This window comes from Sporosarcina sp. FA9 (genome assembly GCF_051550205.1).
In the GTDB taxonomy this organism is placed as follows: Bacteria; Bacillota; Bacilli; order Bacillales_A; family Planococcaceae; genus Sporosarcina.
Genome location: NZ_CP188819.1, coordinates 1,694,154 through 1,709,020 on the forward strand (window position 1 = coordinate 1,694,154; position 14,867 = coordinate 1,709,020).

The window sequence follows — 14,867 nt, forward strand, 5'->3', positions numbered from 1 at the left end:
GTATAATGAAACTACTTATTCAATAGGTTGTTTTTGATTGTCTAACGTAAATCCTTCACCCATTACATCATGGACTTCTGTCAAAGAAACAAATGCATGTGGGTCAATAGATGTAATGATACTTTTGAGTCTAACAATTTCGTTTTTACCGACAACGCAATAAAGTATTTCTTGATTCGCTTTTGTAAAATGGCCATGTCCTTTAAAGACAGTCACACCTCGGTCCATAGTCACCGTGATTTTTGTAGCTATTTCATCTTGCTTTGGTGAGATGATAAATGCAGCTCTTCCGGCATATGCACCTTGTTGAACAAAGTCGATAACTCGTGCACTAACAAAAAGTGCTACAAGTGTATACATCATGGAACGATGGTTGAGATAGACTGCCCAAGAAATAAGAATGACAACTGCATCAAAAAGAAACATCGTTTTTCCCATACTCCAACCAATGTATTGGTTGACTAGGCGAGCAATAATGTCGACGCCACCTGTTGTACCACCGAATTTGAAAATGATTCCAAGACCTACACCAATGAATACTCCAGCAAACAATGCGACTAGGAACATATCGTCTTTCAAATGGATATCAATTTCATATTTCATGAATAGTTCAAGAAAAACTGAAACAGCAACAGTACCAATTACTGTATAGATAAACACTCGTTTTCCTAACAGCTTCCAGCCAATAATGAACATTGGAATATTTAAAATTAAGTTCATAAGTGCGGGGTTCCATTTAAATGCAAAGAATAGAATAAGGGTGATTCCTGTAAATCCTCCTTCAGCAAGTTCATTTTGAATGTTAAAGTGAACTAAACCAAAACTGAATATAGCGGAACCAAGTAAAATGAAAAAAATATTTTTAAATCTAATTCCTTCAAACATCAAGTGCACACCTTTCTAAAACAATGAATAGTTCCATTATCGGCTATTATTTTATTTTTAACAATGGTTATCTTGGTTTTATACGATAAGATGAAGGAAGTGTTTCAATTGAAGACAGAAAAGACAATGACAAAAATGCAAAATGAAATTGATGAATACATAAATGGCTTTGAAGAAGGTTATTTTCCACCCATGGAATTACTTGCGAGATTAGCGGAAGAACTAGGGGAATTGTCTCGGGAAGTTCAACATGTATATGGTGTGAAACGGAAAAAACCTGAGGAGGCAATTCGTTCGCTTGAAGAAGAGACAGGCGATCTGTTTTTTGTCCTTATTTGTTTTGCAAACTCACAGGGAATCAGCTTGGAAAACGCTTTAACAACAGTCCTTAATAAATATAAAAATCGTGATGCAAATCGATGGACGAAAAAGGAGAATATAAAATGATTATTAAAGTAGCAATTGCCGGTGCAAGAGGTCGAATGGGCACTGCGGCTGTAAAGGCAATTCAAGAAGAAAATGATATGAAACTCGTTGCAATTTTGGATTATAAAAACGATGGAAAGTATTTAAGCGGTACAAAAATCAATGGTGATTCCAATGGAGTACCTATTTTCACATCCATTTCATCTATGAATCGATCGATAAAGCCGGACGTACTCCTTGATTTAACTGAACCTGATTCTGTTTTTAAGACTGTCCATGAGGCGATTACGATAGGAATTAGACCTGTTGTTGGTACGTCAGGTTTGTCAGATGAAAATATTAAAACATTATCAGAACTAGCGACAAATAAAGGTATAGGTGGAATTATAGCACCCAACTTTTCAATTGGTGCTGTTCTAATGATGAAGTTTTCTGCTATGGCTGCACGTTATCTTGGTGATATTGAAATTATTGAATTGCATCACAATCATAAAGTGGATGCACCATCAGGAACAGCTTTAAAAACGGCTGAAATGATTATGAAAGTTAGAGAACCGCATAAACAAGGGCATCCCGATGAAAAAGAACTAATTCTAGGTGCTCGTGGGGCAGATGTGGATGGTGTGAAAATACATAGTGTTCGACTTCCAGGGTTTCTTGCTCATCAAGAAGTACTTCTTGGCGGCGAAGGTGAGATGCTCACGATTCGTCATGACTCGTTTGACCGTAGCTGCTTTATGCCAGGCATACTAATGTCCATACGTAGTGTAATCGTTAGGGATGATCTTGTGTATGGACTAGAAAATATCATAGAATAAATCTGCTGATTGAAGGGACTAACATTTCAGATTTATTCGGAAGGATTGTTCAACGTGAAAAAACTTAAGATTGGCGTTATATGTTATCCTTCTCTCGGGGGATCTGGAGTCGTGGCGACAGAACTTGCTATTATGATGGCAAATAAAGGACATGAGATGCACTTTATTACTTCAGGAATGCCGTTTCGATTTATTGAAGAGCATGAAAATATATATTTTCATGAAGTTACGATAGAAGGTTATGCTGTATTTAAATATCCGCCTTATGATATCGCGCTTGCCAATCGAATTGCCCAAGTAATACAATCTGAAAACCTTGATTTGTTGCATGTTCATTATGCTGTGCCACATGCAGTATCCGCAGCACTCGGAAAAGATATGGCAAATTCAGATATAGGTGTTATTACAACTTTGCATGGAACAGATGTAACGATTCTAGGACACGATCCCGGGTTGAAAAACACTGTCCGCTACGGCATCAACAAATCCACAATTACAACAGCTGTATCTGAATCACTGAGAATTGAAACGAATAAAATCATTAATCCAGATAAAGAGGTTCGAACAATTTATAATTTTATTGATGAAAAGAAATACATACCGGTTTATCCAGGAAATTTAAAAAAGGATCTTGGTATTAAACCACATGAGAAAGTGATTATTCATATTTCAAATTTTAGAGATGTTAAAAATATACCGGATATTATTCATAGTTTTAAAGATATTAGCAAAGTAGTGGATTCGAAGCTTATTCTTGTAGGTGAAGGTGAAGAAAAAGAAGAGATTGAACGACTGGTTTTGGAAAATCGCCTTCAGGAAAGAGTTTTATTTCTTGGAAAGCGAGATGATTTACCAGAGCTTCTTGCAATTTCTGACGTGATGTTTCATTTATCCAAAAAAGAGGCGTTTGGTTTAGTTTTATTAGAGGCTCTTGCTTGTGGTGTACCGTCTGTTGCTACAAAAGTAGGAGGAATACCAGAAGTGATTGAGGACGGCGTAAACGGCTTTCTCGTTCCTTATGGAGATGTGAATAAAGCTGTAGAGAAAGTATTACTATTACTTCAAGATGAAGAATTACATGCAACTTTTAGAGAAAATGGATTTCTGACAGCAAAAGTGAAGTTTCCATCCTCCAAAATTGTGGAACAATATGAACGTTTATATTATGAAGTGGTGGGAGAAAAATGACACTATTTTACAAAAGAGAACCCGGTTATGGCGTCCTATGTCGGCTTGAAAAAGCGGGTCATGAGGCTGTATTTGTCGGTGGTGCAGTTCGGGACTATTTGTTAAATAGGGAAGCAACCGATATCGATATTGCGACTTCTGCTGAACCTGAAGAAGTGAAAAAGGTTTTCCCGCATACTTTTGACGTCGGAATAGAACATGGTACGGTTCTAGTTGTTCTTAAAGGTGAGCAAGTTGAAGTAACAACTTTCAGAACAGATGGCAAATATACGGATCATCGTCGTCCAGATGCAGTTAAGTTTGTAAAATCGCTTACCGAAGATTTAATGCGCCGAGATTTTACAATTAATGCACTTGCGATGACTAAGGATGGAAAACTACTCGACCCATTCAATGGAAGATTGGATATGGAAAAGAATCTTATACGTGCGGCTGGCGATCCTGTGGAACGTTTCAAAGAAGATGCTCTTCGCATGATGCGTGCAATTCGATTCTCATCAACTTTAAACTTTTCAATTGAAGAGAAAACATTTCAAGCGATTATGGGCGGTAGGGCACAATTAAGCCATGTTTCGATTGAACGTTTGAAAATAGAATTCGACAAACTTTTTATGGGTATAAACCCCATGAAGGCTTTCAATTACATTGAGAAATCATCATTGCATTTATATTTACCACTTTACCCAAAAGACAACACGGCACTCATAGAAATTCTTCCTTTTAAAAATCCTGAAGAAGGTTGGGCCTATTTTGCGATTGCCGGTGGATTTTCTACGACAAACATAGTAAAAGCATATAAATTATCCAATCAAGAAAGAAAATACATCAGTTCTGTTCAAGAAGTATATGTTAGAAGAGTGAGTAACGTATTTACAATCGAAGATTATTATTTGTTTGACATAGATGTCTTAAAAATGGCAGAAAGAATTTACAATTCCTTTTACAAAGATGAAATCGCTATCTCTGATGAAGCTATTGAAATGAATAAAAGCCTATTACGAATACATTCGATTGCGGACGTCTCCGTTGACGGTAAAGATTTACTGGATTGGACGGGCCTTTCGGGCGGACGATGGACTGGTGAATGGATTGGGAAAATTGAGAAGGCGGTCTTGTACGGTGATTGTCAAAATGAAATAAGTTCTATAAAGGAATGGTTTATTAATGAATTTTACAGCAAAAGATGAGTTGTTAAAACGATTATTTGAAGCAAATGGTCAACCTGTTTCGGGGCAAGAAATCGCTGATCAATTTGGATTATCTAGAACTGCTATTTGGAAGTACGTAAAAGAACTAGAACTAAACGGTTATGAAATTGGTACGGTTCGGAAAAAAGGGTATTTTTTAATAACGGTACCGGATAAAGTGAATGCTGCAAATATTAAAAAGTACTTGAATACACAAACTTATGGTGAAACGATTCACTATTATGAAACGCTTGAATCGACTCAGTTTATTGCTCATGACGAGGCTCAGAATAATGCCCAAGATGGAACACTTATAATTTCCGAGGAGCAGACGTTGGGAAAAGGAAGAATGTCTCGGCCATGGAATTCCGCATTCGGTAAAGGTATTTGGATGAGTCTTATTGTACGACCAAATTTAGCACCCCATCAAGCACCGCAAATGACCTTAGTGGCCGCAGTTGCAGTAACTCGTGCGATTGAGGAAATTACCGGCATTCATCCAGATATCAAATGGCCCAACGATATTCTTATTAACGGAAAAAAAGTAACGGGTATTTTAACGGAGCTTCAAGCAGATCCTGATCGTGTAAAGGCAATTATTCTTGGTATCGGCATAAATGTAAATCAGTCGCCAGATGATTTTCCGGTTGAATTATCGACAATTGCAACATCGTTAAAAATTGCACTAGGCAGTGAAGTGAACCGTGCAAAATTAATTGCTAAAGTGCTGGAGTTCTTAGAACATTATACGAAAATCTACGAAACGCACGGATTTGCTCCCATTAAGTTACTTTGGGAAGGCTATTCTAACACTGCAGGAAAACGAATACGTGCGATAATGCTAAATGAAGTACTTGATGGAACTGCAATTGGTATTTCTGATGAAGGCTTATTGAAAATTAAGTTAGACGATGGCACGGTTCGCGGCATTTATTCTGCAGATATTGAAATTCAGAAATAATTATTATACATTTGTTGGACAACTTGTTATAGTAGATTTACTGGGTAGTATCAATTATGAACTACACTAGAGAATTATATTTATCATGAACTAAATAATAAATTGATCTGCCTTGATCTTAAGCAAAAGACAGGGACGGAGGAAACCATCAAATGATGATTACGCAACCCTTCTGTCCATTTTTCGGGATAGAAGGGTTTTAATATTGAGTTTTTAAAGAAGAGAGTCTTACCAAATAGGTTTGCGGGGGATGAATATGAAAACAATCTATACAATACAAACGTTGCACCAATCATTAAACCAAATTAAGAAAGCTAGCAAAACAATTGGTTTTGTTCCTACGATGGGATTCTTGCATGAAGGGCATCTTGCACTTGTAGAAAAAGCAAAACAAGAAACTGATATTGTCGTTATGAGCATTTTTGTCAATCCAGCGCAATTTGGTCCCGGAGAGGATTTTGAAGCCTATCCACGTAATACGAAAAGAGATATGGAGCTCGCAAGTAATGCGGGTGTAGACATACTATTTGTTCCTGAAACAGTGGAAATGTATCCAACAAATGGGGGGATACGTATTTTACCAGGACCCCAGGCAACAAAACTTTGCGGGGCATCAAGACCGGAACATTTTGATGGTGTTCTAAAAGTCGTCTTGAAGTTATTTAATATTGTTGATCCAGACCGCTCCTATTTTGGAATGAAGGACGCACAACAATTCGCAATTATTGAGAACTTTATTAGAGATTTTAATTTACGAACCGAATTGGTCCGCGTTGCAACGGTCCGTGAAAAAGATGGTCTCGCGAAGAGCTCGAGAAATGTGAATTTATCTGAGTCTGAGCGTCTTCAAGCACCAGAAATTCAAAAAGCTCTTCAAAAAGGTCTGGAATTATTTAAAATAGGGCTTCCTGTTAAAGAGATTGAGATTGAAGTAATACGACACATTGTTTCCAATAGTTCAGGCAGTATTGACTATGTGTCGTTATTGTCCTATCCAACATTACAGGAATTTAATGAGGAAACTAAAGAAGCGATTCTTGCATGTGCAGTGAAATTTGAAAATACCCGATTAATCGATAATATTATTTTTTCTACAAAGGATGAGTAAAGTGTTAAGAATGATGATGAATAGTAAATTACACCGCGCAACTGTAACTGAGGCCGATTTAAACTACATAGGTAGTATTACGATTGACAGTGACTTGCTAGATGCTGCAGGAATGCTTCCTAATGAAAAAGTACATGTTGTAAACAATAACAACGGGGAACGCTTTGAAACGTATATTATTGCAGGGGAACGTGGAAGTGGAGTTATATGTGTAAATGGTGCTGCGGCGAGACTCGTTCAAAAAGGGGATATTGTTATTATCCTTTCCTATGTTTACATGACGAACGAAGAAGCACATATACATGAACCAGCCGTTTTAATTATGGATGAGTACAATAAAGTTTTGCAAACGATTGTTGAAACACCTTTCACAACCGTCATTTAAATACTTGGTAAATGGATGTTGAAGTCTGAAAATAATCAGATTTCAACATCCATTTTTAAAAACAATTAGATGCAACTTACATCTATAAACAGGATTCAATTGGGGCTTAAACGGAGTAAAATGTGTTATAATTTAAACAGCATTTATAACAGGAAGTTGTTGATTGAATGGATACGAAAACGTATGCGGTTGTCGATCTTGAAACGACAGGGCATTCTTCGATAAAAGGAGATCGGATTATTCAAATCGCGATTGTGTTTATTAACAACAAAGAAATTGGTGAAAAGTACGTCCGATTTGTTAATCCAGGTCAAAAAATACCTGCATTTATCCGTCAGTTGACGAATATCTCAGATGAAGATGTGAAAGATGCACCATACTTTGATGAAATTGCAGCCGAGGTAGCAAAACTACTTGAGGGAACGATTTTTGTTGCACATAATACTGATTTTGATTTGTCTTTTTTGCAATCCGAATTTAAAAGATGTGGGATTACAGAATGGCTAGGTCGAAAAATGGATACTGTAGAACTTTCGAAAGTACTATTCCCCACTGCATCAAGTTACAGATTACAAGATATAGCAGAAGAGTTAGGTATTCCACTTGCGGCTGCACATAGGGCTGATGATGATGCGGAGGCGACAGCTCATCTTTTTCTAGCTTGCAATAATAAGTTAGAAAAGTTACCAGAAGATACACTTAATCTTCTGCATCGTCGGTCATTCCAACTAAAATCAGATTTATCAACGCTTTTTCATGAAGCTTTAAAACAATCACGAAGAAATCGTCCCATTCTCATTTCTAGTTTTAGGGGTATCCCATATCGTCAAATTAAGGTTTCGAATAGTCGTAACTCCGAAACTTTGGATTATCCTCTTGCGGATGATATTAAAGCTGTTCTTTTAGAAAAAGGATACTCCGAATTTGAACGTAGAGAACCGCAATTTAGATTTATGGATACAGTTTGGGCAACTTTTGAAGAGCAATCAGAAGTTGTCGTGGAAGTCCCGACTGGAATTGGTAAAACGATGGCTTATTTATTGCCGGCAGCAATACGTTCAATAGAAACAGGAAAACCTGTGGTCATTAGCACATTTACGAATCATCTAGTTGACAAAATTAAAGGTGATGAGCTTGATCGATTGAGTTTGATTCTTGGTACTGAAATTCATGCAGTTGTCTTAAAAGGAATGGAGCAGTACATCTCTCTTGGTAAATTGGAGGAACTGCTTAGAATTGCTGATGAGTCTTATGATGAGACATTGACGATAATGCAAATATTAATCTGGCTAACTGAGACCGAAACGGGCGACCTAGAGGAACTTAATGTCTCAGGTGGCGGTCAATTATTTGTCGACAGGATTCGTAAAAGATCTGGTACAATTCCAGCTGATGAACAAAAGGCGGACTATCATAGTATTTTAATGCGAAAGAGCATTCATTCGAACTTAATAATTACGAATCATTCGATGCTTCTCGCCGACTTAAATCGAGAACAAAAGCTGTTCACTTCTCTCGGAGGCTTAGTCGTTGATGAAGTCCATCAACTAACCAATGTAGCAACGCGCTTGAATGAAAAAGTTTTTTCATTTACAAATTGGAAGTATACAATGGGGCAAATTGGTTCAGATGCAGAGGGACAATTATTGCAACAAATAGATGCTCTAAATCATCGATTCAGTTCGACATCAACGCATATTAAGCGTCGCTTGGATGCTACTTTTGCATTATTCACAGAAATTTTTGATGAAGCCGTTGGTGTAATGGCTTTTTATAACTTACCAACGAAAGAAAGAAAACGTGATAATCGCATTGTGTATTCGCTCTCAGGTATAAAATCAATGCAATCCTACTTTGCAAATGTGGCAAGCGCTATGTCAGATTATGTCGACAATGCAAACGCATTAACGAATAGTTTATTAATACATCAAGACAATATGACCCAAAATGAACAAGCTTTATTATCAGAGTGGATGTATTGGATACGAGAAATTACAATTAAATCAGGGGAATGGGTAGAGATTTTTCTTGAGGGTGACCCAGAAAACTACATTGTCTGGGTCGAAAAAGATAAGCGTAGCCTACCGGGTAGTTTAACGGTTAGTAAATACCCTTTAGATGGATCCTCGATAGTTAAGAAATTTATCGACAGGATGAAAGATGAACAAACAGGAATTGTTTGGACCTCTGGAACTGTGTCAATTAAAGGGAATGCACGATTTATTCCGAATCAACTTGGAATCGATTCACAGGTCCCCCTTTTAACTTTTGATGCGCCTGACCATTTTTACGAAGGTGCCGAAATATATATCGTTGATGATATGCCTGGTATTCAAGAAGTTTCACAAAGCGATTATGTGGAAGCTGTTGCTGATGCCGTTATTCAAACGACAATGGCTACTGGTGGAAGATTATTCATCTTATTTACATCTCTTGATATGCTTAGAAAGACACATGACCTAATTGTCGAAAGTGAGCAATTAAATGATTATGCTCTTTTTGCACAAGGAATTACTTCGGGAAGTCGTATGAAGTTGCTGAAATCATTCCGTCAATTCAATAATTCCGTTCTCTTTGGAACGAATAGTTTTTGGGAAGGCGTTGATGTGCCCGGAGATGCGCTAACGGCAATAATCGTCGTTCGCTTGCCGTTTTCATCACCAGATAACCCAGTATTCAAAGCAAAGGCAGCAAAGTTGTCAGAACAAGGAATGAATTCTTTTGCAGAATTTGCCTTACCAGAAGCAGTAATGCGACTCAGGCAAGGATTTGGAAGGCTTATAAGATCATCTGCGGATAAAGGTTTTTTTATAATATTAGATAGACGAATTGAAACGAAATCATATGGACATCAATTTATTGAGTCACTTCCTGATGTGCCTGTAAAAAAAGTATCGCTTCAAGTAATGGTGAAAGAACTCGAAGATTGTTATAATAAAGTGGAGTGACTAAGAAGGTATGCTTTAGGATGGTTTACTAGAAATGCTTGATTTAAATTACGGGATGTGACTGCTTATGCTTAATTGGATTAAATTTTTTACTGTCTTTCTTTTGGCATTAACATCCGTCATTGTCGTTACCATCTTTATTAGTGCTTATAAACCCATCGCTTCAGTGAAAACAACAGCAATTGAAAATGCAATTCGATCTAAACAAATCGTGGAAGTCGAATATGCACAGCCATATAACGGTATTCAAACGTTTGTTACTGTTTTCGGCTTGGATTCGAAAGGCGAACGTAAAGCTGTTTTTATTGATGCGAACAGAAAAGATGCTTCTTATAAAGAAGTTAATTTAGCCGATGGAATTTCAGCGGATATTGCAATTGAGATGGTTTCTAAAGAACTTGAAATAAAAAAAATGCTTCATGTCAAGTTAGGGATGGAAGAAGTAGGACCTGTTTGGGAAGTAGCTTTTAAAAATGAAAATGACAAGCTTGGTTATGTCTATGTTTTATTTGAAGATGGACAATGGTGGAAAAGAATATTGAATTTATGAGGAGTGAATATTTAATGAGAGCATTAGCTTCGAGAGTAAGTACATTATCACCATCTACAACGCTTGCAATTACTGCAAAAGCGAAAGAAATGAAAGAATCTGGAATCGATATTATCGGTCTGGGTGCAGGAGAACCTGATTACAATACTCCAGACAATATTTTGCAGGCTGCATATCAATCAATGTTAGAAGGTAAAACGAAATATACTCCTTCTGGTGGACTTCCTGCACTAAAAGATGCTGTAATTGAGAAATTTAAGAGAGATCAAAATTTAACATATGCACGAAATGAAATTATGATTGGTATCGGTGCGAAACACGTTTTATTTACGTTATTCCAAGTGATACTCGATCCAGGTGATGAAGTTATCATTCCAACACCTTATTGGGTGAGTTATCCAGAACAAGTTAAACTCGCCGGTGGAGTTCCTGTACATATCGAGGCAACTGCGGCAACACATTTCAAGGTAACTGCAGAGCAAATAGCTAATGCGGTCACAAGTAAGACAAAGGCAATAATTATTAATTCACCTGGAAATCCAACAGGTATGATTTATTCAAAAGAAGAACTTCAGACAATTGCTGACGTTTGCTTGGAGAAAGATATTTGGATTATTTCAGATGAGATTTATGAGAAACTGGTTTATGCGGAGCAGCAACATTTTTCAATTGCCGAGGTTTCAGAAGATGCCAAACAACGCACGCTAGTTATTAACGGCGTATCTAAATCACATTCTATGACTGGTTGGAGAATTGGTTATGTCGCTGGAGATCAGGAAGTCGTCAATGCGATGACAGACCTTGCAAGCCACTCAACATCGAACCCAACAACTACATCCCAGTATGCCGCACTAGAGGCTTATAACGGCAAACAGGACACAGTGGAAGTGATGAGAAAAGATTTTGAATCGCGACTCGACAGAATATATCCTCAGATTTCAAAAATTCCAGGATTTAATGTCATAAAGCCTCAAGGTGCGTTCTATTTACTACCAGACGTATCTGAAGCGATGGAAAAAACGGGCTATGATAATGTAGATGATTTTGCTGAAGCACTATTACTGAAAGCGAATGTTGCTGTAATTCCAGGTTCAGGCTTCGGTTCAAATAATACAATTCGTCTATCATACGCAACATCGATTGATTTGCTAGAAGAAGCAGTTCGCAGAATTCATGCATTTGTTGAAGAGAATTGGGTTAAATAATAAATGTGCTCAAAAAACTAATGGAGGTTACTATGAAAACAATTATGATACAAGAAATGCCAGACCACTTAGGGGAAACAGTCCGTATTGGTGGATGGCTCGCAAATAAACGCTCAAGTGGTAAAATCGCATTTTTACAATTACGTGATGGTTCTGGTTTTGTCCAAGGGGTTGTTGTTAAAGAAACAGTTGGTGATGAAATATTTGCTAAAGCACGTGCAATTACTCAAGAAACTTCAATGTATATTACAGCAGAAGTAACAGTTGATGAACGCTCTAGTTTTGGATTTGAACTTCAAGTTAAAGATGTTGAAATCATTCATGAAGCAGTTGATTTTCCAATAACACCTAAAGAACATGGAACTGAATTTTTAATGGATAACCGTCACTTATGGCTTCGATCACGCAAGCAGCATGCCGTAATGAAAATACGTGATGAAATAATTCGTTCAACGTATGAATTTTTCCACTTAAATGGATTCACAAAAGTAGATCCACCGATTTTAACGGGTTCTTCGCCAGAAGGTACTTCGGAACTCTTTGAAACAAAGTATTTTGATGAAAACGCTTATCTTTCACAATCAGGACAATTGTATATGGAAGCAGCTGCAATGGCTCTTGGGAAAGTATTTTCATTCGGCCCAACATTTCGTGCTGAAAAATCCAAAACTCGTCGTCACTTAATCGAATTTTGGATGATTGAACCTGAAATGGCTTTTGTTCAATTTGAGGAGAGTCTAGAAGTTCAGGAACAATTCATTACTCATATCATGCAGTCAGTTATCCAAAACTGTCCATTGGAACTTGAAAGACTTGATCGCGATGTATCTAAATTGGAAAAATATAAGGCACCATTTCCACGTGTTTCTTATGACGATGCTATCACGTTTTTAAATGAAAATGGCTTCGATGATATTACGTGGGGAGACGATTTTGGAGCACCGCATGAAACTGCGATTGCTGAACATCATGATATGCCTGTATTCATTACTCATTATCCAATTGGTATTAAGCCATTTTATATGCAACCACATCCGGATAGAGATGATGTTGTTCTTTGTGCGGATCTAATAGCTCCAGAAGGGTACGGAGAAATCATCGGAGGTTCGGAACGGATATATGATTACGAACTGATGAAACAACGCATTAAGGAACATAATTTAGACGAATCTGCTTACGCGTGGTACTTAGATATTTGTAAATACGGTGCAGTACCGCATTCAGGATTTGGTCTAGGATTGGAACGTACAGTTGCTTGGATATCAGGTGTTGATCATGTACGTGAGACGATTCCGTTTCCACGTTTATTAAACAGATTGTATCCTTAAAGAGAATATTGTTCGAAAAATGATTCATATATAATTCTAAAGATTATTGACATACATTAAAAAATGTATGTCAATTATTCTTATTTCAAGGGCAGTTATAGCCTTTGACAGTTTTTTGGATCCATAAGTAAAGGGAGGAGTTCGGACATGCAACACGAAGATCGTCTCCGAATCTGGATTGAGCAGGGTAATGTTAACATTTCTCTGCTTTTTTTTCAAAACTATAAAAGTCTTGGTATTGAAGATTTAGATGCAATGCTTATAATGCATATGACCGCATTTAAATCAGTAAACAATGAATTTCCGACACCTACAGATTTTTCGAGTCGAATGAATCTTACGGAAAACGAAATATCGATGATTTTACAACGATTAATGCAGCGTGGTTTTCTTCGAATTGAGCAAAGTCAAGATGCGAACGGTGTATTGCACGAGAAATTTTCGCTTCAGCCTTTATGGGTTCGACTTACAGATAAAATAAGTATTATTGTTGAAGAGTCTGAACAGAAGACTCAAAAGGAAGCTGAAGGTGAGATTTACAAACTTTTTGAACAAGAGTTTGGACGGTTCTTATCGCCCATGGAAAGTGAATCTATATCCATGTGGTTAGATGTAGATGGGCATTCCGTTGAAATCATTCGAGCAGCTTTAAAAGAGGCGGTACTCGCTGAAAAAATGAGTCTTCGTTACATTGACAGAATTCTATTTGAATGGAAAAAGAAAAACGTGAAAACATTAGCTCAAGTTGAAAGTACATCTAAAAAGTTTAGAAGTGTTGGAAATCGTCCGGTTCAACAGGAACGGGTAGAGACTGTAAAACGGGTACCATTTTATAACTGGTTAGAAGAACGGGATTAGGGTGATTATATGTTGACGAAAAAGTTATGGGAATATAGTCTGGAGCAATTTGGAGAGATGTTTCCGGATGCGCATTGTGAATTAGTTCATAAAAATCCATTTGAATTACTTGTTGCAACACTTCTATCTGCCCAGTGTACTGATGTACTTGTAAACCGTGTAACAGCTGAACTATTTAACAAGTATAAATCCCCAGAAGATTACTTGGCGGTTGAAGTTGAAGAATTACAGCAGGATATTCGTTCGATTGGTTTGTTTCGTAATAAAGCGAAAAATATTCAAGGACTAAGTCGACTACTTGTTGATCAGTTTAATGGGGAAGTTCCCGCGAATCGCGATATATTAATGACTTTTCCAGGTGTCGGTAGGAAAACGGCAAATGTTGTTGTGTCAAATGCATTTGGCATACCCGCGCTTGCAGTCGATACTCATGTTGAGCGTGTAGCGAAACGTTTAGGAATGAACAGATGGAAAGATTCACCGCTTGTCGTTGAAGAGAAAATTATGAGATGGACTCCGAAAGAAAATTGGACAGATACCCATCATCAAATCATCTTTTTTGGTCGCTATCATTGCAAAGCTCAAAACCCGGGGTGCGGTATTTGTCCACTGTTATCGATTTGCAGAGAAGGTAAGAAGAGGATGAAAGTTAGTGAGGTCTAAAGGTGACTATAATAAATATGGAACAGCTATCTCCGTTTTTTGAGCAATGGGATTCTGTAAAAGAGCGCATTGAAGCCTGCTATACAAAGCACGATAAAGAAGCAGTGGTGTTAATGAATGAAGCGATTTACACTTATATGAGTCTTCTACAAGCGGGTGGAAAAACAAACAATCAACGAACTGGTGAAAGTGAATACATCCTTTTGGCTTTAAATGGAGAAGAACGTATTGATTTTATTAAAAAACGTATTGCAAGTCATTATGCATATATTCAGCTAGACACTTTATTTTTGGAATCAAAGAAAAAAGCCGCACGCTATTCAGTTATGAAAAAAAAGCTAAAGTCTTAACGCTATT

Annotated in this window: 15 protein-coding genes; 14 read left to right on the plus strand and 1 reads right to left on the minus strand. The window is 37.3% G+C overall.

The genetic code is table 11. The features are described 5' to 3' along the window. Positions 1–15: 15 nt before the first annotated feature. Positions 16–885 carry a YitT family protein gene (locus ACP8HH_RS08280; RefSeq protein ID WP_438318485.1) on the minus strand — a complete coding sequence of 290 codons (870 nt, stop codon included), beginning with the start codon at positions 883–885 and terminating at the stop codon, positions 16–18. Between the two features lie 126 nt (positions 886–1,011). On the opposite strand from ACP8HH_RS08280, the gene ACP8HH_RS08285 reads away from it, so the two are divergent. The 14 genes from ACP8HH_RS08285 to ACP8HH_RS08350 all read left to right on the plus strand — a co-directional run bounded on the left by ACP8HH_RS08285 (position 1,012) and on the right by ACP8HH_RS08350 (position 14,860). Beyond that, a complete protein-coding gene (locus ACP8HH_RS08285) occupies positions 1,012–1,332 on the plus strand; it encodes a nucleotide pyrophosphohydrolase (RefSeq protein WP_438319080.1) in 321 nt (106 codons plus the stop codon). Then, positions 1,329–2,129: a 4-hydroxy-tetrahydrodipicolinate reductase gene (gene dapB, locus ACP8HH_RS08290; RefSeq protein WP_438318487.1), complete on the plus strand. Its 801-nt coding sequence runs from the start codon at positions 1,329–1,331 to the stop codon at positions 2,127–2,129. Before ACP8HH_RS08285 ends, dapB begins: the two co-directional genes overlap by 4 nt. A 54-nt stretch (positions 2,130–2,183) precedes the next feature. Next, positions 2,184–3,317, plus strand: a complete 1,134-nt coding sequence (gene bshA / locus ACP8HH_RS08295; protein WP_438318490.1) for an N-acetyl-alpha-D-glucosaminyl L-malate synthase BshA — start codon at positions 2,184–2,186, stop codon at positions 3,315–3,317. Beyond that, positions 3,314–4,504 (plus strand): CCA tRNA nucleotidyltransferase, encoded by a 1,191-nt coding sequence (locus ACP8HH_RS08300; RefSeq protein ID WP_438318492.1) that lies wholly within the window; start codon positions 3,314–3,316, stop codon positions 4,502–4,504. Before bshA ends, ACP8HH_RS08300 begins: the two co-directional genes overlap by 4 nt. Beyond that, the gene (locus tag ACP8HH_RS08305; protein ID WP_438318495.1) at positions 4,482–5,465 is read left to right on the plus strand and encodes a biotin--[acetyl-CoA-carboxylase] ligase; all 984 of its coding nucleotides are present in this window, start codon (positions 4,482–4,484) and stop codon (positions 5,463–5,465) included. The genes ACP8HH_RS08300 and ACP8HH_RS08305 overlap by 23 nt, the downstream gene beginning before the upstream one ends. 256 nt (positions 5,466–5,721) lie before the next feature. Next, positions 5,722–6,573 carry a pantoate--beta-alanine ligase gene (gene panC / locus ACP8HH_RS08310; protein WP_438318498.1) on the plus strand — a complete coding sequence of 284 codons (852 nt, stop codon included), beginning with the start codon at positions 5,722–5,724 and terminating at the stop codon, positions 6,571–6,573. Between the two features lies 1 nt (position 6,574). Continuing rightward, positions 6,575–6,958: an aspartate 1-decarboxylase gene (gene panD, locus ACP8HH_RS08315; protein ID WP_438318501.1), complete on the plus strand. Its 384-nt coding sequence runs from the start codon at positions 6,575–6,577 to the stop codon at positions 6,956–6,958. Between the two features lie 167 nt (positions 6,959–7,125). Then, positions 7,126–9,906, plus strand: coding sequence for an ATP-dependent DNA helicase DinG (gene dinG / locus ACP8HH_RS08320; RefSeq protein ID WP_438318504.1), 2,781 nt, complete (start codon positions 7,126–7,128; stop codon positions 9,904–9,906). Positions 9,907–9,973: 67 nt separating this feature from the next. Further along, the gene (locus ACP8HH_RS08325; protein ID WP_438318507.1) at positions 9,974–10,456 is read left to right on the plus strand and encodes a cell wall elongation regulator TseB-like domain-containing protein; all 483 of its coding nucleotides are present in this window, start codon (positions 9,974–9,976) and stop codon (positions 10,454–10,456) included. Positions 10,457–10,470: 14 nt separating this feature from the next. Further along, complete coding sequence (locus ACP8HH_RS08330; RefSeq protein ID WP_438318510.1) at positions 10,471–11,661, plus strand: pyridoxal phosphate-dependent aminotransferase; 1,191 nt, start codon at positions 10,471–10,473, stop codon at positions 11,659–11,661. 32 nt (positions 11,662–11,693) lie between these two features. Further along, complete coding sequence (gene asnS / locus ACP8HH_RS08335) at positions 11,694–12,989, plus strand: asparagine--tRNA ligase (RefSeq protein ID WP_438318513.1); 1,296 nt, start codon at positions 11,694–11,696, stop codon at positions 12,987–12,989. A gap of 147 nt (positions 12,990–13,136) precedes the next feature. Further along, positions 13,137–13,847 carry a DnaD domain protein gene (locus tag ACP8HH_RS08340; RefSeq protein WP_438318516.1) on the plus strand — a complete coding sequence of 237 codons (711 nt, stop codon included), beginning with the start codon at positions 13,137–13,139 and terminating at the stop codon, positions 13,845–13,847. A gap of 9 nt (positions 13,848–13,856) precedes the next feature. Continuing rightward, on the plus strand, positions 13,857–14,510 hold the full coding sequence (gene nth, locus ACP8HH_RS08345) for an endonuclease III (RefSeq protein ID WP_438318519.1): 654 nt from the start codon (positions 13,857–13,859) through the stop codon (positions 14,508–14,510). A 2-nt stretch (positions 14,511–14,512) separates the two neighbouring features. Further along, positions 14,513–14,860, plus strand: coding sequence for a YpoC family protein (locus tag ACP8HH_RS08350; protein ID WP_438318521.1), 348 nt, complete (start codon positions 14,513–14,515; stop codon positions 14,858–14,860). The last annotated feature ends 7 nt before the right edge of the window (positions 14,861–14,867 follow it).